The 22,203-nt window shown below is 66.5% G+C and carries 19 protein-coding genes and 1 pseudogene; 9 read left to right on the plus strand and 11 right to left on the minus strand.

Annotation, left to right across the window (positions count from 1 at the left end):
* The first annotated feature begins 160 nt into the window (after positions 1–160).
* From NC4_RS22455 to NC4_RS22480, 6 genes are all read left to right on the plus strand, one after another.
* A complete protein-coding gene (locus tag NC4_RS22455) occupies positions 161–1,477 on the plus strand; it encodes an MFS transporter (protein WP_067541506.1) in 1,317 nt (438 codons plus the stop codon).
* Positions 1,474–4,383, plus strand: coding sequence for an FAD-binding and (Fe-S)-binding domain-containing protein (locus tag NC4_RS22460; RefSeq protein ID WP_067541508.1), 2,910 nt, complete (start codon positions 1,474–1,476; stop codon positions 4,381–4,383). Before NC4_RS22455 ends, NC4_RS22460 begins: the two co-directional genes overlap by 4 nt.
* 9 nt (positions 4,384–4,392) lie before the next feature.
* A complete protein-coding gene (locus NC4_RS22465) occupies positions 4,393–5,133 on the plus strand; it encodes a fumarylacetoacetate hydrolase family protein (protein ID WP_067541510.1) in 741 nt (246 codons plus the stop codon).
* Positions 5,134–5,181: 48 nt separating this feature from the next.
* On the plus strand, positions 5,182–5,652 hold the full coding sequence (locus NC4_RS22470) for a hypothetical protein (protein WP_067541512.1): 471 nt from the start codon (positions 5,182–5,184) through the stop codon (positions 5,650–5,652).
* Positions 5,653–5,747: 95 nt separating this feature from the next.
* Positions 5,748–6,761 carry a YncE family protein gene (locus NC4_RS22475; protein WP_157555072.1) on the plus strand — a complete coding sequence of 338 codons (1,014 nt, stop codon included), beginning with the start codon at positions 5,748–5,750 and terminating at the stop codon, positions 6,759–6,761.
* An 82-nt stretch (positions 6,762–6,843) separates the two neighbouring features.
* Positions 6,844–7,923: a serine hydrolase domain-containing protein gene (locus NC4_RS22480; protein WP_084529613.1), complete on the plus strand. Its 1,080-nt coding sequence runs from the start codon at positions 6,844–6,846 to the stop codon at positions 7,921–7,923.
* Positions 7,924–7,939: 16 nt separating this feature from the next.
* Here NC4_RS22480 and NC4_RS22485 read toward each other — a convergent pair whose 3' ends face one another.
* The 3 genes from NC4_RS22485 to NC4_RS22495 are packed head-to-tail and all read right to left on the minus strand — an operon-like array spanning position 7,940 to position 11,887.
* On the minus strand, positions 7,940–9,355 hold the full coding sequence (locus NC4_RS22485; RefSeq protein ID WP_067541516.1) for an aspartate ammonia-lyase: 1,416 nt from the start codon (positions 9,353–9,355) through the stop codon (positions 7,940–7,942).
* Between the two features lie 16 nt (positions 9,356–9,371).
* A complete protein-coding gene (locus NC4_RS22490; protein WP_067541518.1) occupies positions 9,372–10,403 on the minus strand; it encodes an asparaginase in 1,032 nt (343 codons plus the stop codon).
* Positions 10,400–11,887: an amino acid permease gene (locus NC4_RS22495; RefSeq protein ID WP_067541746.1), complete on the minus strand. Its 1,488-nt coding sequence runs from the start codon at positions 11,885–11,887 to the stop codon at positions 10,400–10,402. The genes NC4_RS22490 and NC4_RS22495 overlap by 4 nt, the downstream gene beginning before the upstream one ends.
* A 218-nt stretch (positions 11,888–12,105) precedes the next feature.
* Between NC4_RS22495 and NC4_RS22500 the strand changes: the two genes are divergently transcribed.
* Positions 12,106–12,783, plus strand: coding sequence for a FadR/GntR family transcriptional regulator (locus NC4_RS22500; protein WP_067541520.1), 678 nt, complete (start codon positions 12,106–12,108; stop codon positions 12,781–12,783).
* Positions 12,784–12,786: 3 nt separating this feature from the next.
* On the opposite strand, the gene NC4_RS22505 is transcribed toward NC4_RS22500, so the two are convergent.
* The 3 genes from NC4_RS22505 to NC4_RS22515 form a co-directional block, all read right to left on the minus strand.
* A complete protein-coding gene (locus NC4_RS22505) occupies positions 12,787–13,641 on the minus strand; it encodes a hypothetical protein (RefSeq protein WP_218021265.1) in 855 nt (284 codons plus the stop codon).
* A gap of 151 nt (positions 13,642–13,792) precedes the next feature.
* The gene (locus NC4_RS22510) at positions 13,793–14,206 is read right to left on the minus strand and encodes a nuclear transport factor 2 family protein (RefSeq protein WP_067541522.1); all 414 of its coding nucleotides are present in this window, start codon (positions 14,204–14,206) and stop codon (positions 13,793–13,795) included.
* Positions 14,207–14,223: 17 nt separating this feature from the next.
* Positions 14,224–14,838: a DoxX family membrane protein gene (locus tag NC4_RS22515; protein WP_157555075.1), complete on the minus strand. Its 615-nt coding sequence runs from the start codon at positions 14,836–14,838 to the stop codon at positions 14,224–14,226.
* Between the two features lie 56 nt (positions 14,839–14,894).
* Between NC4_RS22515 and NC4_RS22520 the strand changes: the two genes are divergently transcribed.
* Positions 14,895–15,383, plus strand: coding sequence for a MarR family winged helix-turn-helix transcriptional regulator (locus tag NC4_RS22520; RefSeq protein WP_067541526.1), 489 nt, complete (start codon positions 14,895–14,897; stop codon positions 15,381–15,383).
* Between the two features lie 18 nt (positions 15,384–15,401).
* On the opposite strand, the gene NC4_RS22525 is transcribed toward NC4_RS22520, so the two are convergent.
* The 3 genes and pseudogenes from NC4_RS22525 to NC4_RS45170 all read right to left on the minus strand — a co-directional run bounded on the left by NC4_RS22525 (position 15,402) and on the right by NC4_RS45170 (position 19,345).
* Complete coding sequence (locus NC4_RS22525) at positions 15,402–16,067, minus strand: DUF998 domain-containing protein (protein ID WP_067541528.1); 666 nt, start codon at positions 16,065–16,067, stop codon at positions 15,402–15,404.
* A gap of 87 nt (positions 16,068–16,154) precedes the next feature.
* A complete protein-coding gene (locus tag NC4_RS22530) occupies positions 16,155–17,801 on the minus strand; it encodes a CocE/NonD family hydrolase (protein ID WP_169814851.1) in 1,647 nt (548 codons plus the stop codon).
* Positions 17,802–18,367: 566 nt separating this feature from the next.
* Positions 18,368–19,345: pseudogene (locus NC4_RS45170) on the minus strand (DUF7873 family protein).
* On the opposite strand from NC4_RS45170, the gene NC4_RS22540 reads away from it, so the two are divergent.
* Positions 19,316–21,070, plus strand: coding sequence for a cutinase family protein (locus tag NC4_RS22540; RefSeq protein ID WP_067541532.1), 1,755 nt, complete (start codon positions 19,316–19,318; stop codon positions 21,068–21,070). The pseudogene NC4_RS45170 and the gene NC4_RS22540 sit on opposite strands and share 30 nt — an antisense overlap.
* A 71-nt stretch (positions 21,071–21,141) precedes the next feature.
* Here the strand turns inward: NC4_RS22540 and msrA are convergent, their stop codons facing one another.
* On the minus strand, positions 21,142–21,651 hold the full coding sequence (gene msrA, locus NC4_RS22545; protein WP_067541534.1) for a peptide-methionine (S)-S-oxide reductase MsrA: 510 nt from the start codon (positions 21,649–21,651) through the stop codon (positions 21,142–21,144).
* Complete coding sequence (gene msrB / locus NC4_RS22550) at positions 21,648–22,103, minus strand: peptide-methionine (R)-S-oxide reductase MsrB (protein WP_067541750.1); 456 nt, start codon at positions 22,101–22,103, stop codon at positions 21,648–21,650. The genes msrA and msrB overlap by 4 nt, the downstream gene beginning before the upstream one ends.
* Between the last annotated feature and the right edge of the window lie 100 nt (positions 22,104–22,203).

The raw sequence follows: 22,203 nt of genomic DNA on the forward strand, positions 1-22,203 counted from the left end.
CACGGCACCGCTGGATCGCCGCTTCGCGCGACACGTCCTCCTGGTTTCGACTCTCGATGCTCCGCCCCGGGCGACTCACCCCAATGCTCCAGCCCGAGCTTGGGATTCGAAAACAGGCCCGGCGTTCACGCGCGCCCGGCCGCCTACGAGGAGGTAGGTCGTGTTCAAGCGAACTTCCCCGATTCAGCGTCTCGCACACCAGAAACGCTGGATATACATCTTGCTGGTCATCGTCTTCATCTACGTCATCTGCTACATCGACCGGACCAATATCAGTTTCGCGCTGCCGCATCTGGAAGACGAGATGGGGCTGAGCAAGGCGCAGCAGGGGCTGGCGAGCGGCATCTTCTTCTGGGGGTATCTGCTGTTGCAGATCCCCGGCGGGTATATGGCCGAAAGATGGAGCGCCAGAAAGTGGATCGCGATCCTGATGGTGTTGTGGAGCCTGGCGGCCATGGCTTCGGGTCTCACCCAGTCGGTCGGGCAGTTGCTGCTGGTCCGCTTCCTGCTCGGCGTCGCCGAGGGCGGGGTGCAGCCCGCGCTCATGGCCACCATCCGGTCCTGGTTCCCGTTCGCCGAGCGCAGCCGGGCCTACGCCATCTTCAAGCTGTACACCCCGATCGCGGCGATTGTCGCCGCCCCGTTCTCCGGCACCCTGCTGACCTACTTCGACTGGCGGTGGATGTTCATCGTGCAGGGTGGCGCGCCACTCATCGTCGGGCTCATCGCCTGGCTGGCGGTGGTGCGCGATACGCCCGCCAAGGCCGGATGGCTGTCGGCGGTCGAGCGGGACTACATCGAGCAGGCCAAACTCGCCGAAGGTGAACCGCTGCAACACCGCGGGACGTTGAAGGCCGCGTTCACCAGCCGGATCGTGTGGCACTTCGCGCTCATCTACACGTTGACCCAGATGGGTCTGCTGGGGCTGACGCTGTGGCTGCCCAGCGTGCTGAAGGAGGCCTTCCACACCGATATGAAGGTGGGGCTGGTCGCCATGCTGCCACAGCTCGCGGCGGGCATCGCCATCATCGCGGTCGGGTGCTCGGCGGATCGGCGCGGCGGGCATATCGCGCACATGGCGGTCGTGCTGGGTTTTGCGTGCCTGACCCTCACCGTCGCGAGTTTGATTCCGGCGGAACAGAAATGGCTGGTGCTGCTGGCCATGATCCTGGGCACGGCGGCCTCGATCGCCTGGTACGGGCCGTTCTGGGCGACGGTCACCAAGCTGGTGCCGGTCGCGGCGGCGGGCGCCGGACTGGGGCTGATCAATGGCGTCGGCAATCTCGGCAGCTTCTTCGGGCCGTACATCGGCGGGTGGCTCAGTGACCTCAGCGGGGGCGGATATGCGCTCACCCAGGTGTTCTTCGGCGTCGCCTTCGGGTGTGCGGGGCTGCTGGTACTGACCCTGCGCAAGCAGCTGCGGGCGGCGACGGCCGCCGAACCGATCGCCGAATCCGTTGCGCAGGTTACCAAATGACCCGGCCGTGGGCTATCGCGGAACTGCTGGAGCAGCGGCTGCGCTCGACCATGGACGGTGAGGTCGGCTTCGACGACTACAGCCGCCATATCTTCGCCCGCGATGCCAGCATGTACTCGATAACCCCACTGGGTGTGGCGTTTCCGCGGCACGCGGGCGATGTGGCCGCGGCGGTGCGCGCCGCCGGGGAGGTCGGGGCGCCGATCGTGGCGCGCGGGGTGGGGACCAGCCTGGCCGGTCAGACCATCGGTCCCGGGCTGGTGCTGGATCTGTCGCGGCATATGAATCGCATTGTCGAGGTCGATCCGGTGGCGCGCACCGCGCTGGTCGAGGTCGGTGTGGTGCAGGATCAGCTCAACCGGGCCGTGGCCGCGCACGGGCTGATGTTCGGGCCGGATACCTCGACCAGCAATCGCGCGACCATCGGCGGGATGATCGGCAACAATTCCGCTGGCAGCGGGTCGCTGATCTACGGCATGACCATCGATCACGTGCTGGCGCTGGAGGTGGTGCTCTCGGATGGTTCGCGGGCTCGGCTGGAGCCGGTCGACGCGGCCGAACGGGAGCGCCGGGCCGCCGAGCCGACGCTGGAAGGCCGGATATACCGGGGACTTTCGGAGCTGGTCGACGCCAATCGGAAGGTCATTTCGGCGGGCATGCCGGAGTTCTGGCGGCGGGCGGGCGGGTATCGGCTCGATCGGCTGGCGGATTCGGGCGATCCGTTCGATCTCGCCGCCTTCGTGGTGGGTGCGGAGGGCACCCTGGTGATCGCCACGCATGCCCTGGTGCGGCTGGTGCCCAAGCCCGCGCGCACGGTGTACGCGGTCGGTCACTTCACCGATGCGGTGAGCGCCATCGCGGCCACCACCGACGCGCTGAGCCTGCATGCGCATCAGGTCGAGTTGATGGACCGCACCATTCTCGAATTGTCCCGGCGCAAAATCGAATACGCCGCGCTCGGCGATATTCTCGTCGGCGATCCGGGTGCACTGCTGTTCGTCTCCTTCAGCGGTGACGACGAGGCGATGCTGGTCGAGGATCTCGATCGGCTCGATGCGCTGTGGCGGCGGAACGGGCACGGCTATCACACGCTGCGGGCCGTCACGCCCGCCGATCAGACGGCCTTGCTGAAGGTCCGCAAGTCCAGTCTCGGCCTGTTGATGGCGGCGGGGGAGGGCACGCGGCGGCCGCTCCCCTTCGTGGAGGACACCGCCGTCGATCCGGCGCATCTTGCCGAATACACCAAGCGGTTCAAGGAGATTCTCGACGAGCACGGGATGGAGGCGGGGTTCTACGGGCACTGCTCGGTGGGCTGCCTGCACATTCGACCCTTAGTGGATCTCACCGAGCCGAGCGAGGTGGTCGCCATGCGGGCTGTCGCCGAAGCGGTCAAGGATCTGGTCGCCGAATACGGTGGGGTGAACTCTAGCGAGCACGGCGACGGCCTGGCCCGCAGCGAGTTCAATCGCGAGATATTCGGCGATGAGCTGTACGAGGTCATGCGAAAGGTCAAGCGGCTCTTCGATCCCGGCAACATCATGAATCCGGGCAAGATCGTGGACGCGCCGTCCATGACCGAGAACCTGCGGGACCATGACCATCTGCCGCCCGCACCGCCGGTGACGACGACGCTGAGCTTCGAGGTCGTCGGCGGTATGCGCGGCGCCGCCGATCGGTGCATGAATATCGGCCTGTGCCGCAAGGCCGGTCCGGGCGTGATGTGCCCGTCGTACATAGCGACCCGCAATGAGGAACACGCCACCCGCGGGCGCGCCAATGCGCTGGTGAAGGCGCTGTCCGAACCGGATCCCCATGCCGCGCTCGGCGATGAACGGCTGCACGAGATTCTCGATCTGTGCCTGATGTGCAAGGCGTGCAAGAGCGAATGCCCGATGAGCGTGGATATGGCCTCGCTGAAGGCCGAAGCGCTGGCGCATCACCACGAAATACACGGAACGCCCTTGCGCTCACGGATATTCGGATCGATCCGGCTGCTCAACCGGATCGGCTCGGCAACCGCTCCGCTCTCGAACGTGGCGGGCCGAGTCGGATTCCTGCGCCGGATCATGGACCGCTCCCTCGGCATCACCGCCGCCCGTCCACTACCGGTCTTCCAGCGGGCCAACCTGATTCGCTGGTTCCGCCGCCACCCGCGAACGGTGGCCACGGCCCCGCTGGGCACCGTCACCTGGCTCGCCGACTCGTTCACCACCTTCACCGAACCGCATATCGGACAGGCGGCCATCGAGCTACTGGAGCTGGCGGGCTGGCGAGTCGAACTCGCCAGCGGCGGTTGCTGTGGCCGGTCCAGCATGTCCAAGGGCCTGCTCGACGACGCGCGGAAGAAGGCCGCGGGACTGATCGATTCCCTTGCCGCACAAACTGATCCGGGCCCGATCGTCGGGTGCGAGCCATCATGTCTGTTCATGCTGCGCGATGAGCACAAGGCGCTACTGCCCGACTCGGCGGCGGTGCGAGACGTGGCGGGCCGGGTCAAGCAGGTCGAAGAGCTCCTGGTCGAAGCGATCGACGCGGGCAGACTCACTGTGCGCACGGATTCCCGGCTCGCCGGGCGGCGAATCGTCTACCACGGCCACTGCCACCAGAAGGCCGAGGTCGGCACCGCGGCCACCATGTCCCTGCAGCGCCGCATCCCCGGCGTCACCGTGGCGGAGATCGACTCCGGATGCTGCGGCGTGGCAGGCTCGTTCGGCTTCGAATCCGAACACTACGACACCTCGCTCACCGTAGGCGGCGACCGCCTCTTCCCCGCCCTGGCCGCCGAGCCCGACGACACCATCGTGGCCGCCACCGGAGTCTCGTGCCGCCAGCAGATCTTCCACGGCGCGGACCGCACCGCCTGGCACCCCGTCGAACTGGTCCGCGCCGCCCTGGCCGGAGCCTAGGAGACCACCATGCGCATAGTCCGATACACCCTCGACGGCCAGGCCGCCACCGGAGTCGTCGAAGGCGACACGGTACGAGACCTCGCCGAACCCTGCGAGCTGGTGGGAAAGCTCGCCGACCTGACCCTCCTCCCACCCTGCGAACCCCGCACCATCGTCTGCGCCGGAAGCAACTACACGAGCCAACTCACCGAAAAAGGCCACCCCCGCCCCCCACACCCCTCCCTATTCCTCAAGGCCCCCAACGCAATCACCGCCCCCGACACCGCAATCCGCCATCCCGCAGAGGTGCACCGCCTCGAATACGAAGGCGAACTGGCCGTAGTGATCTCCCGCCCCGCCCACAACATCCCCGCTGCCCGCGCCCACGACTACATCCTCGGCTACACCTGCGCCAACGACGTCACCGCCGCCGACTGGCGCGCCGACGGCCAATGGACCCGAGCCAAAAGCGCCGACACCTTCTGCCCCCTGGGCCCCTGGATCGAAACCGACCCACCAGACCCCTCGAACCTGCGAATAACCACCCGCCGCAACGGCCGAACGGTCCAATCCGAATCCACCGCCGACATGATCTTCGACATCCCCACCCTCCTCTCCTACATAACCCGCTGGATCACCCTCCACCCCGGCGACCTCCTCCTCACCGGCAGCCCCTCCGGCGTAGGCCCCATGACCCCCGGCGACACCATCGAAGTAGAGATCACCGGCATCGGCACCCTCCGCAATACGGTCGCGGCTCCAGGGTGACCGATAACTGCTGATCCTCCTGAGGCCCTGAGCTTTACGATCTGATCCGTGGTGACCGTGAGCGTAACTATCGGACTGGCCTTCCTCGGATATCTCGCGACGTACCTCAACGGCCTGAGGCTCGCCCAGCGGCAGGCGCGAATCACTCGGATCAACCTGCAACTGAGCGATTTCTACGGGCCGTTGTTCGCGCTCATGGAGTCGAATACCCGGACGTACGAGGCCACGGCCGTATTCATCCCGAACATCCGCGCCATGCGCGAGGTGATCGTGACCAAGGCCGATCTGCTCGTCGAGACGGAGGTGCCGCCGGTGCTGCTGGAGTTGTGCGCGCACGTCTCCGGTTATGAGGTCACGGCGGCGCGGTGGTCCGCCGGACATTACGACGAGCATCTCTCGCTCATCAAGTTCCCGGGAGAAGAACTGAGCCGGTACACCCGGGAACGGTTCGCGCTGCTGAAGGGTGAGCAGACTCGGCTGCTCGGGCGGGGGAAATCCCGGAGCTTGCGGCGGGCCTGAGCCGTGGTTGTTAAGGAGATTGGAAGGTGGGCGGGCGATCGTGAGGGGGAAAGGTTCGTGAATTCCCCGGATGCCGGGTCACGCAGGAGGGTCCAATGCTTTCGTTCAGGTCTGCGGTCTGTGCGGTGGTGCTCGGGGTGGCGGTGGCGGGCAGTGTGGGGTGTGGTGGGTCCGGTGGTGGGGAGGTCGAGCCCGCGACCGAGATCGGGGCGACCATTCCGACGGAGGGGACGATGCGGAGGTTCGCGATCGATCCGGAGGCGCATGCGCTGTATGTGAGTGATTTCGAGGGGCTCGTGTGGGTGATCGACACGCGGACCGATCAGGTGACCGACAAGATCGAAGTGGGGGCGGGGGCGCAGGGGTTGGCGCTGGATGTCGAGTCGCACACGTTGTATACCGCTGACTATCAGGACAATACGATCTCGGTGGTCGACACTGTCGCGAAGAAGCGGACCGGCACCATCGAGGTCGACGACCATCCGGACTTCGTCGTCTTCGAACCGGCGACCAACACGTTGTTCGTCACCCATTTCGGCGAGCAGTTCGTCACGGTGATCGACGCGGTCGCCAAGCGGGAGAAGGACGTCATCGACGTCAGGGAGTTCGTCGAGGATGTGGCGTTCGATCCCGTCGGGCACCGGCTGTACCTCACGACCTACAGCAATGGGCTGCTGACGGTGGTCGATACGTTGACGAACAAGAGGAACTCTCTGATTCTGTGCGGCGGGCCGCCCAACGGCGTGGCGGTCGCGCCGTCTGCGCAGCGGGCGTACTGCGCGAACGATGACGGTTCGATTGCCGTGGTCGACACCAATACGACCCAGACGGTCGCCACGATCGAGGTCGGGGAGACGCCCTTCCGAATGGCGATCGATCCCGCGGCGCACGCGCTCTACCTCACCAAGAACGATGGGAAGCGGAAGTCGTCCGGTGGGGACGGCGGGCCGGTGGTGGTGATCGATACCGATACCAATGCGGTGACCACGACGCTGCTGGTCGGCGACAGCCCGCAGACCGTGGTCGTGGACCCGGTGTCGCACAAGGTCTACGTGAATGTGTTCCTGGCCGGGAATGTGACGGTGCTGAAGCCGGGTGCGGCGGGCTGATTCGCGGGGTCGGCTGATCTCGTCCGGTTCGGACTAGCGTGTCGCCGATGCTGAGGGGTTGCTGTCTACTACTGTGCGCCCAATGCGTCGAGTGCTGCTCGTCCTGTCCGCCGCGATGCTGTTCGCGGGCGCCGTCGAGACTTCCGCTGTCGCCGATGTCGGGAGGTGGCAGCGGGCGCTGGATGGGATCGTCGCGTCGGGAGCCACCGGTGTGCAGGCCCATGTGCACGGGCCCGGCGGGGACTGGGACGGGTCGGCGGGGGTCGAGGAGATGGAGTGGCTCGTGCCGGTGCTCGGCGGCGGGCGGTTCCGGATCGGGAGCGTCACCAAGACCATGACCGCCACCGCGCTGTTGCAGTTGGTGGGGGAGGGGCGGATCGGGCTCGAGGATGCGGTGGCCGATCGGTTGCCGGAATACGGGGTCGATCCCCGGATCACCGTGCGCATGGTGCTCGGGCAGACCAGTGGGCTCGCCGACTATCTCAATGGCGGGGGCGGCCACGGGCCGCTGGTGCGGGATACCCTCGCCGATATCCGGCGTGATTGGGAGCCTTCGGATTTCGTGCACTGGGCGACCAGCAAGCCGTTGCAGTTCACGCCGGGCAGCGGCTGGGCGTACTCCAACACCAACTACATCCTCGCGGGGCTGCTCATCGAGCGGGTCTCGGGCATGCCCTATCACGCGAATATCTACTCCCGAATCACCTTGCCGCTGTTGATGTTCGCCACCAGCGTCCCGCAGACGGGGGAAACCATCCTCGGCCCGAATGCTCGCGCGTACTACGACTACGGCGGGGGTGCGGTCGATGTCACCGACCAGAACCCGTCCTATGTCTGGGCGGCCGGTGGAATCGTCTCGACCGCACGGGATCTCGATACCTTCCTGGCGGGGCTGCTCGGTGGCCGCCTGCTTCCGCCGCATCTGCTGGCCGAGATGCGCGCTGTCCGGCCCGTGAACGGTTCCCACGGTTACGGTCTCGGGATCTACGAGTACTACCTGGGTGGCGGGTGTGTCGCGTACGGCCACGAGGGTTATGTCAACGGGTTCAGCTCGCATGCGATGCGCAGCGCCGACGGCAGCCGGGGCATCGTGCTGTCGATCACCGGCGGTGCGGGCGGCGGCGCCGTGGATCGGATGATCCACGGCGCCGTGTGCGGGTAGCCGAGAGTTCGGCGAATCAGACGGTGGCCGTGGGCGCGGGCAGGCCCGCCAGACGGTGCGGAGCCAGTAGCGCTTTCACCGTCTCGGGTTCGAGCAGGCCGAACTCCGTGGCGATTTCGCTCACGGGCTGGCCGGTCTGCAAGGCCTGCTTGGCGATTCGGGCGCTGGCGGCGTAGCCGATGTGCGGGGTCAGCGCGGTGACGATGCCGATGGAGCGGTGCACGTTCTGCTCCAGCAGATCGCGATTGGCGGTGATGCCGGTGACGCACTTGGTGGCCAGGGTGTCGGCCGCGGCGGTCAGGTGCGCGGTGGTGCGCAGCAGGCTGTAGCCGATGATCGGCTCGAAGGCATTGAGCTGGAACTGGCCCGCCTCGGCCGCCATGGTGACGGTGAGGTCGGCGCCGATGGCCTCGAAGGCGACCTGGTTCACGATCTCGGGAATGACCGGATTGACCTTGCCGGGCATGATCGACGAACCCGCCTGCACCGGCGGCAGATTGATCTCGCGCAGACCGGTGAGCGGACCAGAGGACATCAGCCGCAGGTCGTTGCAGACCTTGGAGAGCTTGACCGCGACGCGCTTGAGAATGCCGGAGACCTGCACGAACGCGCCACAGTCCTGGGTGGCCTCGATGAGGTTCTCCGCGGGGACGACCTGCTCCCCGGTGAGCTCGCTCAGATGTGCGCAGGCCAGCGCCGGATAGCTGGGGTGGCCATTGATTCCGGTGCCGATGGCGGTGCCGCCGAGATTGCATTCGCGCAGCAGCGCGATGCCCTCTTCGAGGCGGGCGCAATCCTCGCGCAGCATGACCGCGAAGGTGCCGAACTCCTGGCCCAGCGTCATGGGCACCGCATCCTGGAGTTGGGTGCGGCCCATCTTGATGACATCGGCGAATTCGGCCGACTTGCCCGCGAATTCGTCGATGAGCCGACCCAGCGCGGCGACGAGCAGCCGAATGTGCGCGACGACCGCGAGCCGGACGGCGGTGGGGTACACGTCATTGGTGGACTGGCCGAGATTCACGTGATCCAGCGGATCCAGTTCGGAGTACGCGCCATGCTCGAAGCCGAGCAACTCCAGCGCACGATTGGCGATGACCTCATTGGCGTTCATATTGGTCGAGGTGCCCGCGCCGCCCTGGATCGGATTGATCGGGAATTGGTCGTGCAGTGCGCCGGAACGGATTTCGGCGCAGGCCGCCGCAATGGCGTCCGCGCGCCGGTCGTCCAGCAGACCGAGCTCCCGATTGGCCTGGCACGCGGCCTGTTTGACCGCGGCCAGCGAGGCGATGAGCGCCGGATACCGCCCGATCTGCTCGCTGGAGACAGCGAAATTGTCCAGCGCGCGGGCGGTGTGGATGCCCCAATAGGCGGCGCGCGGCACCTCGAGCGTGCCCAGGGAATCGGTTTCGGTGCGGGTTTCTGCGGTCATCCTCTGCTCCGTGCGGTCAGTGTTCGTGGATGGATTGGCTGGAATCGGAGAGTTCGCCGAGCACATTGGTGGTCATCCACCGGCACAGTTCACCGGGGGACAGGTCGAGTCCGGCGAGATGGGACAGTTTGGCGAGCGCGGCCTCGCGGGTCATATCCCCGCCGCCGATGGCGCCCGCCGCGAGCAGGGCGCGGCCCGGCTCGTAAAGGCTCAAATCGACCGCGCCGCTGTCGCAGTGGGTGATCACGACGACCGGGGTGCCGCGGCCGGTGGCCCGGCGGACCGCCTCGATGGCGGTATCACCGTGCATGGGCATGGTGCCCGCGCCATAGCATTCGAGCACCACGCCGCCGTGGTAAATGCGCAGCGCCGCATCCAGCAGATCCGAATCCATGCCCGGGAACACGGTGAAAAGACCGACCGGCGAACGAGTTTCGCCGGTGTGCACCCGGGACAGCGGAAGCGCGGGCGGCGCCTGCGGCGGCGTGGGTTTGCGCAGCGTCACGAAGCCGTCGTAACCGTCGCTGCTGCGCTTGCTGGCCCGCACGGCGGGATGCAGCGCGGTGCCGAAGGCGATGAAGGTGCCCGGACCCGGCTGCGCGGCAATGGAATCCAAGGCCAGGTGCAGATTGTCGCGGGCATCGCTGCCGGGCAGTCCCAGCGGAATCTGGGCGCCGGTGAGCACCACCGGCACCGGGACGTCGATCAGGTCGAACGCCATGCGCGCACCGACATAGGCCATGGTGTCGGTGCCGTGCACGACGATCACGCCGTCGGCGGCGGACTTGGCCAGGTGCATGCGCACCCGCGCCGCGATCCGCCGGGCAGTGCCCGGATCGGCGTTCGCGCTGTCGATGACGCGGTCGAGTTCGGCGTACCGGACCTCGACCGCGATGCCCGACGCGGCGGCGAATTCGGCGACCAGGGCGGTGATCTCATCGCCGATTCCGGAACGCGGGAGCAGCCCGTCGCCACTGTCGGCCATGCCGAAAGTGCCTCCGGTGTACAGGATGTCGACGCGCAGCTCCCGCTCGGCTAGGCCACTCATAGGCCCTTGGCCTCATCGCTCACGGGCGCCGTATCGCTTGCGGGGGTCAAGGGCGCGAGCACCTCCGAATCGAGCCGTCCGCGCACCCGATACCAGCCCGCCACCATGGCGGCCACCACGCCCAGGAACACCACCAGCGTGATGCGTCCGATCTCGTCGTCGAAGAACATGAGCACGACCACCGCGACCAGGAAGCCCAGCGTCGCGATATTGAGCACCGGCGCGAACGGCAACCGGAATTCGGGCCGCTGGTATTCGCCCCGCTCGGCCTTGCGCACGAAGATCCAGTGGCAGATCATGATCGACGCCCAGGTGCCGACGATGCCCAGGCCCGCCAGGTTCAGCACGATCTCGAAAGCCTTGTGCGGCATCACCATATTGAGCACCACACCCGCGATGCCGACCACGCTGGTCATGAGGATGCCGCCGTAGGGGACGCCATTGCGGTTCATGCGCGCGGCGAAGCGCGGCGCGGCCCCGGCGACCGCCATGGAGCGCAGGGTGCGGCCGGTGGCGTACAGGCCCGCGTTCAGGCTGGACATGGCGGCGGTCAGCACCACCAGGTTCATGACGTCTCCGGCATGCGGAATGCCGATCTTGCTCATGACCGTGACGAACGGGCTCTCGTCCCCGGAGTAGGCCGTCCACGGCAGCAGCAGCGTGAACAGCACGACCGAACCGGCGTAGAACAGGATGATCCGCCACATGATGGAGTTGACGGCCTTGGGCACCACGGCGCGCGGATTGTCGGATTCGCCCGCGGCGACGCCGATCATCTCGGTGCCGCCGAAGGCGAACACCACGCCGAGCGCGATGGTCAGCATGGGCGCCAGGCCCTTCGGGAACAGGCCGCCATTGTCGGTAATGGTGGAGATGCCCGGCACATGGCCGTCGATGGCGGTCCCGGTGACGATGAAACCAATGGCCACCAGCATGAACACCACGATGGTGCCGACCTTGATCAAGGCGAACCAGAACTCCAGCTCACCGAAGAGCCGGACCGACACCACATTGAGCACCACCACGACGGCCAGCGCGACGAGCGCGAGCACCCACTGCGGAACCGGCACGAAGAACGACCAGAAGTGCGCGTACAGCGCGACCGCGGTGATATCCGCGACCAGGGTTGTGGACCAGTTGAGGAAGTACAGCCAGCCCACCGAGTACGCGCCGCGCTCGCCGAGGAATTCGCGGGCGTAGGACACGAATGCGCCGGACGACGGGCGGTACATGACCAGCTCGCCCAGGGCACGCACCACCATGAAGGTGAAGATGCCGCAGGTGATGTAGACGATGGCGAGCGACGGCCCGGCCAGCGCCATGCGGCCGCTGGCGCCGAGGAACAGGCCGGTGCCGATGGAACCGCCGATGGCGATCATCTGCATGTGCCGCTTGCGCAGGCCCTTCTGATAGCCGACGTCGCCCAGGTCGACTTTGGGCGCGGGGGTGTCGGCCGCGGGTTGCGGCGGTTGGTGGTGCTGCATGGAGAAACCTTCCTCGGACCCCTTCAGCCTCGTGAGCACGGCATTCGAGCGCTCAGGCAGTAAGGCTGTCAGGCTGTAAGACAGGTAGAAGGTAATTGGGATCACACCCGCTGTCAATGCGGTGCTCCCCGACCCGTCTATTCCGGGTCATCCCACTCCGTGAAACCGCAGGACCGAGCCTTTTTGCACCGCATCGGCCGAGTCTCCATACTGGTCGCGTGACGGTCGGAGAAGGACAGGTGCAGCGCATCGGCGCTACGGAGGCGGTCTTTCGGCGACTGAAGAGCCTGATCCAGGATGGCGAATACGCGGTCGGCGACCGTCTGCCCGGTGAAATCGCCCTCGCCAAGGAGTTCGGCGTGAGCCGCCCGGTCGTGCGCGAGGCGCTGCAAGCCTGCGCCATTCTCGGGCTCACCGAGACACACACCGGCCGCGGCACTTTCGTCATCTCCGCCAAGGAGAGCGCCAAACTGACCTTCGCCGGAATCGACGCCCGCGACCTCATCGAGGCGCGCCAGCTCGTCGAGATCCCGGCCGCCGGTTTCGCCGCCGATCGCCACAGTCCCGACCAGTTACGCCGCTTGTTCGACATCCTCGACCAGCTGGCCGCCACCACCGACGCTCACGAATGGGTCCGCCTCGACGGCGAACTGCACACCGCCATCGCGGCCGCCAGCGGCAACACCATGCTCACCTCGACGGTCGCCGATACCCGCCGCGCCCTGGACGTGCAGTCCGAATTCCTCAATCTGACCCAGGACCGCCGCGCCGACTCCGACCGCGAACACGAGGCCATCGTGCGCGCCATCGAGGCCCGCTCCGCCGAGCGCGCGCGCCTGGCCATGGCCGATCACTTGGAACGCGTCGCCGAAACCATCGCCCGCATCGGGGACTGAGGGTCACCAGCTCCCGTCGAAGAGGGCGGCGAGCGCCGGGGCGGAGTCCGCCGCGGTGGTCGTATTCGCCACGGTGACAACGATCATCGCCAGCGCCAGCAGGGCCGAGAACGCACCGAACGCTCCGGACAATCGTTTGGCGCGCCGGTCCGTGGATCGCGCGACGCCCAGCCACGACACCACGCTCATGCCGATCAGGGCGACCGCCACGCTCGCGGCGATCACCGCCATGGCCACGTGATAGCGCGCGAAGTCGTCGACCATCACCTCTACGGGCGTCGATTGGTCGCCCGCATCCGGTGATTCGGCCAATCGCTGCCCGACTTGGCCGAGGGTCTCGGCGAGCCGCCCGTCCGCGGCCCCGTCGGTCAGCATCGGGAACAGCGACGAGAACGGCGCCACCACACCCTGAATATTGGCCATGACCAGCACCGCCGAGAACAGCGCGAGCATGGTGACGAGGACGCCACCGGATGCCAGGGCGCGTTGCCGCCCCGGGCCGCGACCACCCGACCCCAGAAATGCCTTCCAGAGCAGCGCGCCGAGCGAAACGAGCACGATCAGCAAGAGCGCGGCGATCACGGCCTTGGCCGCGTGGTAGCGAAGCCAGAAATCGACAATCCGCACCAGGCCCGCGGAGAACTCCGGATCCCCGGAACTCCAGTAGTCGACGAACGCCGCGCCGAAATTCTCACGAATATCGGGCTCGTCGGCGAAGCTCGCACCCGGTTCCCGCGCCGCCAGTGTGCGCGGAGCGACGACGAAGGCGACGGCGAGGACCGCGGCCAGGGCGGCCAGCACCGACAGCGTGCGCGTGGGCACCTCCGCGGATCGCGACGGAATTGCGGGACTGGACAAGGCGATTCCTCCGGCTCGATCGAGTGCGTGAACCGACCGCCATTCTGCACGGCGAGTTGGCCGGTCTCGAATCCGGAGTCGTGTGCGGGCGCCCTGCTCACCGAGCTCCGCGATACCGCCGACGAGGTCGGCCGGGCGCTCGCGCCGGAGACTACGGAGTGCACGCCCGGGAGATGGAGAGACTGTTCTCGTAGAGGTGATGGCGGGTGATGCGGCCGTTCTCGACGGTCACATGGAGGGCGAACGGGCCCTCGAAGGACTTGCCGGTGGCGCGGACCGTACCGGAGACGTATCCGAACAGCGCGGCCTCGGTCCCATCGACGAGGAAGGCGTCGATGGTGGCCCGGGCGTCCTCGGGGACGACGTGCGACATGAGTTCGGCGAACTGAGCGCCGCATTCGGCGGCGGTGCTGCGGGGGCGAATCCAGGGGACGCCGGGATTGTCGGCGATGACCCAGTCGACTTCGTCCGCGAAGAGTGCGGTCATGGCGGCGGTATCGGCGGCGGCGCGGGCGGCGAGGAAGGCATTGACGGTGGCGCGGGTGTCTTCGGCAGTGACGCTCATGCGGTGCTCCAGCGGGCCTAGTCGGTAACTTTTGGTGCAGAGGATGTTTGCAGGGTCCGGGAAGCGGGTCGATTACCTCTGAGGTAAGGGGGGCGATCGGCGGTGACCGCGATGAGCGCCGCGCCCGCCGCGATCACCGGGACAGCGTAGGTCAGCATGTCGTCGACGCCGACCGAGGTGAGCATGGCGATGGTGGAGGCCGCCAGCAGGATTGCGGTGGCGGTGGCCGTGTAGCGGGTGCGGATGCCCAGGGCGAGGGCGATGCCGAGGCCGAGTTCGAGAGTGGTGGCGGTGGTGGCGGTGACCGCGGCCAGGGGGGTGGCGAAGTGGGGCAGCAGGGTTCGGGTGTAGTCGACGAATGCGCTGTAATCGCCCCAGGAGACGCCCGCGGCGCCGGGGCCGCCGAAGGCTCCGAATCGGTCGGCGACCGAACCGAGCAGCAGCAGGGCGATGAGAACCCGCGGAATGCGGAGCGGGGGAGTGTATTTGGCTGCGGTGAGGGCCGTCAGAGCGATCGCGATGACCACGGTGGCGGTGATCCAGCCGAGGGAACCGTGGCCGATCAGTAGCCAGGCCAGTTCGATTGCTACGGTGATTGCGATGCAGGCGAGTGCTGTCGTGCGTGCTGTCATGGCGAACTCCACTAGATAGTAAGGTGCTTGACCAAAGGGTAGAGAGGAGTCCGGAGATGGTCAATCGCCTGACTAATCCGCTAGCGGATCGGCCTGCGCCGCTGGGCAATCTGCTGACCGCGGCCGCGCGCACCCTGGCCGCGGAGCTGGACGCGGGCATTGCGGCGGCAGGATTCGATGATGTGCGCGCGGCGCACGCACCGGTCTTCCAGGTGATCGATCCGGACGGCACCCGGCTCACGGTGCTGGCCGAACGAGCGGGAATGACCAAGCAGGCGATGGGCGAACTGGTGCGCTACCTGGGCACCCGCGGGTATGTCGAAACCGTCGCCGATCCCTCGGACGGGCGTGCGCGGCTCATCCGGCTCACCGCAGCCGGGTGGGCGGTGGCCGAGGCCGGGCTCGCCATCGTGGCCCGATTCGACGAACACCTCGACGCGATCGTGGGGCGCGCCGAGGTGCAGCGGCTGCGGAAGACATTGCACGCCATTATCGGTGGAGCCGGATCGACCCATGTGCGGGCGAAACCGCAACCCGAGTCCTGAGACCCGGCCGGAAACCGGTCAGCGGGTGCGGGTTTCGGACAGGACCTGGAGGGAGAGCACGATCATCCAGGCGGCGACCACGACGCCCGCGATCCACAGCGGGATGAAGTTGTAGTAACCCTCGGCGTTCACGGTGGCTTGCACCGAAAAGCCCAGGACGACATACGCGATCAGCGTGACGACGGTGTAGACCGCGAGCCCGTTCCGTCCGGCGCGACGCCAGCGCAGGGCGAAGACCACCATCGCGCCGACCGCGCCGATCATGCCGACGATCGGTGCGACCGCGTGCAGCCAGCCGTGCCAGCTCAGCGTGTCGGGGCCGAGCGCGGGCGCGCCCTCCGGATATCCGAAGGCCGGATCGGTGACGAAGACGCCGCCCGCGATCAGACCGATCCCGTGCAATGCCAGCCAGCGCGGACCCCAGGCGCCCGCGGGCTGACCGCGCAGGACCTCGCGCACGCCGTAGGCGCCCGCAATGACGAGCAGACCGGAGATGACGAAGTTGGCGATATTGAGCCAGCCGAGGTCGCCGGTGCTCAACTGACTGAGCGGGTTCTTCACCATGTCGAAGCCGTCGCGGGTGAGTCCGCCGAGGATGCCCGCGGCAATGAACAGCGTCGCGCCCGCGCCGACGGCGGGGACGAGGCGGCGGGCCTGTGTCGTGGGGGTGGATGTGGTTGTCATACCGATGAAGACGGTGCGAGGGCGCGAGAATGACCGCTGATCTGCCGAAAGCCCCGGGACCGGCCCGGGGCTTCGGATCGGATTCGGTCAGGATGTCATGGGGATGTCGATGTAGGCCCCGTCCTGTCCGGCGGACAGGGCAATGGTGGCGCCCGCGTCGGTTTCGTCGCCGTAGAGAGGGTCCTTCGGGTCGATGACCAGCACGAGTCTGTGCAGGACCGGAATGCGATAGTCGGTGGCCTGCAGGTGCAGGCGCACCGGAGACGGGTGATTGGGCTGCTGGTTCTTCACCGTGGTCGCGGCATGGGTGATGATGCGCATGGCGCCGGTGAAGGGGTTGTGGTCGAAGAGGTAGGCCACCAGGGTGACGGCTTCGGTGGACGGGGTGACGGTCAGTTCGAGGTGCGGGATGCCCGCGATGTGCTGCGGTTTCAGGAAGACGGGCGTGGTGGTCCAGACCCCGGCGGCGGCGCGGTCGATCTCCGCGAAGCGCTGGCGCTTGGGCATGAGGAGACGCTCGGCGAAGCCGTCCATGACGAGCTTCTCCACGGCTTGGACCTGCTTCTCGTCCGCCTGGAAGCTGTGGCCGAAGGATGGCGGCGGGCTCAGTGTCAAAGTGCCGTCGGTGGATTCGGAGTTCGGCGCGGCGAGATGGTAGCGCCGCACGGGAAGCGACCAGGAGCGCAGATCCGGGGCGGCCGCCGTGGTGAACGCGTGCATGGACTCGGTGTGGACGACGCCGTCGCGGGTGATGTCGTTGTCCTGCTCGCGCACGTAATGGTCGAGCCAGTCGTAGGCGGCCTCCGTGGTGCGGGTGTACACGCCGAGCATGAGGCCCGGGATCTCCACCGCGCCATGGTCGCCCACGGCCAGGTCCAGTCGCTTGGGGCCGGGGAAGCGGTCGAAATAGGCGAGCAACTGGTTCTGCGGGAAGATCGTTTCGTGCCAGAAGCTCGTGAAGAAGGTCGGCACGGGCCGCAGTTCTGCCTCCGGGATCTGCGCGGGTGATCGGGGTTTCGCGTAATCCAGGACGCCTTCGATATTGGTGTTGTCCTGGAAGTCGGCGAGGATCTTCACCAATTCGGCGCTGGGACTCTCGCTGACCGACCCCAGGGCGGTCGCGGCCAGAATGTGCCGGGTGTCGTTGTCGTAGAGCGCTTCGCCCAGATCCGCCCAGGTGCTGAGCGCGGCAACGGCTTTGACCTTCGATTCGGGATTGTTCGCGACCAGCTGGCTGATGCCGGAACCGTAGGAGATCCCGGCCATGCCGATCCGATTCTCGTCGATGTTCAGGTCGCTGTTGTCGATGGCCCATTTGATGACCGCGAGCCCGTCCGCGACGTCCTCGGGCCCGGCGACGGTCAGATCGCCCCCGGAGCCGGGCAGTCCGCGTTCGGTATAGGCGACAACGGCGTAGCCGCGCATCAACAGTCGAATAATCGCACCGGCGTACATCTTCCACCCGGTGGCATCCAGGCCCGCGGGCATGACGATCAGCGGGTGCGGGCCGCCGAGCAGCGGACGTGCGGCGAATCCGTCGAGCGATACGCCGCCATCGCCTTCGATGGTCACCGCGCCGAGGTTGCTCTGACTCCGGACGGCCGCGATATCGTCGGCCAGGTATTCGGGAACACCGGCGGTGCTCCCGTTGAGCAGGGCCTGTACGACCGCGTCGGCCATGGCCTCCTGGTCGGGTGCCAGCAACCGCAACCGATACTGATGAGCTTCTGACATGACCGTATCCTTTCGATCCTGCTCCGCCCGAACGCAGTTCATGATCATGGCAGCGCAGGACTCACGAATTGTGGTTCGAAACAAGGACTTTGAATAGTCAGGCCAGACTGGATCAGATGCTACCGCCCGTGGTTGGGCCGCACGGTCGAATCCGGCATCGTGCCAATCGGTTTCATATGCGGGAAGCCCCGGGGCCTAGCCTGCCCCGGGGCTTCGGTGTCCGCCCATTTGCAACACGCCGACACGTTTAAGAACGGAGTCAGTTTCAGGTTGACGTGACGCTCTGCGATTGAGCTACGGCCCATTGGTGGCTGGGCCGGCGGGAGTTGAACCCGCAGCCTTCACGTTGAGAAACCGTTCTCTCGATTCGGCGTTCGGCGGCGAATACTGAAACTGGAGCGATAACGTGAGCTTGAAGGCGCGGTGCCTCTGCCGATTGGGCTATCCCGCCGTGTGTTGCGGGAGGAGGATTCGAACCTCCACTTGACCGCTGGGCCTGTCACATTGAACTTCTGTTTCAGCTTGCGCTCCTTGCGCACCACCGACCCTAGCCGGTGGCGCGCGGGTCAGCCAAACAAATATCCGAAGACCTCGTCGCCCAGCGTGCGCTGGGTGATCTCGGCATTGTTGGCCTCCTCGCGGGCGAACTTCACCGCCTGCTGCAACTTCTCGACGCGCTCGGTGAGCTCGTTGACCCGCTTGGCGGGCAATGCCCCCGAGAACTTGATGGTGCGCCAGTAACCGACCACCACATCCTCGTGATACACCTCGACCTGCGCCGGATGCTACTCCGTCGCTTCGGCTTTCACATGGTTGCGCGGAGTCTTCTTGGTGCGCACCGTCTGCACCGGCTCGGTGGCGTAGCAGTCGGCGGAGGCGTCGTACTCCCAGGACTCCGACGCGTCCAGCACCGGCAGTTTGCGCACGAAGGTATGCAGATCGACCAACTGCTTCTCCAGGAACAGCAGATACGTGACCGGCGCGTCGGCCACCAGCGTGCGCCCGTCGACCACCACATCCGCGCGGGCCGTGCAGTTCGCCCAATCCTTGGTGGCCACCACATCGAACAGCTTGGTCAGAATGTCCGCCGTGGTCTTCAGAACCTCCTCGGACCTCACCTGCACGCGCGTCGACTCGGGCGGCAGCTGCTCACCCTCCTCGTCCTTGGGACGATAAGTGCGTGAAATCCCACTCAGCAGCGGATTCTTACCCAGCTTGTGATGGGCCTCGGTGAGCTCGGAGAAGGTCCGGGACTTGATCCCTTTCTCTACGGCGACAATCTGATTCAAACGTGTCATGCCCGGCACTGTATCGGCGAACGTGCCGACCCGACCAGTGGTTTTCGTGGCGCGGATCACGAACCGCGACTGCGGCGCGGCGGATTCGTGACGAGCCCGCGACAACCCCGTTGTAACACTCGGGTGTCCAGTTACGACGTCCCTCGTGACTCGAGGGCCGGTTAGTCGGGAGCCTGTCCGTCCGCTTGTAGTTGTTCTTGGAATGGGGAACAGGGCATGGCTCTTGGCGAATTCTTCGCACGTCATCGCATCGCCTCCGCGGTTGCCGCACCGGCGGTGCTGGGCGTGGCGGTGGCTGTCGCGGCGACATTGTCGGTGACCTCGTCGACGCCGGAAGACAGCACGGAAACGCAGCTCAAAGCGTCGGTGACGGAATGTCATGACATGGTGACCATTTCGGTTGCCGGGCGTGGCGACACACCGAAGCAGGGGGAGGCGAAACTGCTGGTCGGAGCCAATAGAGAGGAATTGCCCGCCGCTTTGTCGGGTGATCATTCCAGTGAATGGCTCGATCCGGTCGTGAATGCCCCGGACGGCTCCGTGGATCCCGACTCCTATGCGGCCGTCTATATCTCGTATCCGGCGAATATGGCCACCTACGAGGATGCCGTCAATACCGGTGTGGCCAATGCCGAACGGGTTATGACGGAGATTTCGGCGGCTTGCCCGGATACCAAGTTCTCCATCGTCGGCTACAGCGAAGGCGCGGATGTGGTGCGCCGGGTGGCCATGAAGATCGGAAATCAGGAACCCGGGCAGAACGGCGAATACGGAATTGTGGATCCGGCCGATGTGGTCGGCGTCGTCATTCTCGCCGACTCCGGCCGACAGGCGGGCGACGGGCCGTTCCTCGGGGCGCAGGATCCGTTCAGCAATCCGGACGGGTTCGACCAGAAGTATCAGAACGGCGCCAAGCCGGTGGCGGGCCAGGGCGCATTGCCCGGTACCAGCGGGGATTTCGGCAAGCTGAACGGCAAGATCGCCTCGTTCTGCTCCGACGGTGACCTGACCTGTTCCGCGCCGCAGAACATTTCGCTGCTGCAACTGGTGGTGAATGTGGGCCGCCAGGTGAATGCCGATCAGCTGGAACGCGCAGGACTCACTCCGGCGACCGGACAGGACGTCGCGACCGCGCTGGGACGCATTGCCATGGCGGCCTTCGCGGATATCTCCTCGCAGCCGAACTGGATGGCCAGCGACGAGACCTTCCTCACGGTGCTGCTGCGCGTTTCGGGTCCGGCCTACAAACCGGGGGAGAAGCAGGCCCCGGCGCAGGCGGACAATATCGCGGCCGAGAACATGTCGCCGCTGGCGTATCTGCCGCAGAAGATCTTCAACGAGATCGTTGGACTCATCGTGACCAATCAGAACACCATTCCGGTCATCATGAGCGATCCGTACAAGCTCACCCTCGGACCGAATGGCACCGGCCATCACTTCGACTACTGGCGGGATGCGAATCCCGAGGACGGCAAGCCGCTGACCTCCGCCGAATACGCGGCGGCCTGGCTCACCGAACTGGCGAAGAAGGCGCAGGCCGGTGAGCTGAACACCACGACGGCCAAGCCGTCCACCAATGCCGCGGTGCTGGCCGCCGCGCCGTCGAGCGAATCGGGTGGACCCACCACCACGTCGAAGTCGGGCACCACCACGGTCACCACCACCCCCGGAAGCGATCCGAAGGCCCTGACCACGACCACCGGGCCGACGACAACGACCGGGCCGACGACGACCGCTCCGACCACGACGCTGCCGACGACCACGGCCCCGACGACCACCGACCCGGCGGCTCCTTTGACCACGACGGTCGCGCCAGAGGTGACGACTCCGCCGACCACGGCCGCGGAGGTGGCGCAGCCGCAGACGACACAGCCGACCACCATCGCCCCGACGACCGTGGCTCCGACGACCACCGCGCCCACCACGACGGTGGACACGACCGCGCCGGTCACCACCACGCCCGCCAACTGAGGTCGTGACAACAAGCGAAGCCGCAGGCCAGTGGGCCTGCGGCTTCGTTTCGTCGGATCTACTTCAGGCGGTCACGCCGTCTGCCGCTTGGGCAGCTTCCACCCCGGTCGCGGGAAGTGGCAGGTGTAGCCCTCCGGATACCGCTCCAGGTAATCCTGATGCTCCGGCTCGGCCTCCCAGAACGCGCTCGCGGGCGTCACCTCGGTGACCACCTTGCCGGGCCACAGTCCCGAATCGTCCACATCGGCGATGGTTTCGAGCGCGACCCGCTTCTGCTCGTCGTCGAGATAGAAGATGGCCGACCGGTAGCTGCTGCCGATGTCATTGCCCTGGCGATCCTTGGTCGTCGGATCGTGGATCTGGAACAGGAACTCCAGCAGCGCGCGGTAGTCCGTCGCCGCTGGGTCGTAGATGATCTCCACGGCCTCCGCGTGCCCCGGATGATTGCGATACGTCGGGTGGTCGTTGACGCCACCGGTGTATCCCACCCGGGTCGACAGCACTCCCGGCTGCTTGCGGATCAAATCCTGCATGCCCCAGAAGCATCCACCGGCCAGAATCGCCTTCCGCGTGTCGGTCACTCTTCCTCCTTCGTGAAAAGAGTCCGGTACTGCCCGTAGCCCTCCGCCTCGAGGTTATCGAGGCGAATGAATCGCAGGGCAGCCGAGTTGATGCAATACCGCAGCCCGCCCGCGGCGCGCGGTCCATCGGTGAACACGTGCCCGAGGTGGCTGTCGCCGAAGGCGGACCGCACCTCGGTGCGAATCATGAGATGGCTGAGATCGCGCTTCTCGACGACCTTCCCGCCGTCGATGGGCTTGGTGAAGCTCGGCCATCCGGAGCCGCTGTCGAACTTGTCCACGGATGCGAACAACGGTTCCCCGGACACCACGTCCACGTAGATTCCCGGCTCGTGGTTGTCCCAGTACTCGCCGGTGAAGGCCCGCTCGGTCCCGTTCTCCTGGGTAACGTGGTACTGCTCGGGCGACAAGGCGGCGACCGCAGCCGGATTCCGGTTGTATTCCTGCGTCAACATGACCTCCTCGGTTCGGCCACACGTACAACCCGTGCCTCATGCCCGAAGTTCCCCGCAGCCGGGGCACGTCATACTTCCGTCATCAATCGCGAGGGTA

Source organism: Nocardia crassostreae, assembly GCF_001613405.1.
Lineage (GTDB): Bacteria > Actinomycetota > Actinomycetes > Mycobacteriales > Mycobacteriaceae > Nocardia > Nocardia crassostreae.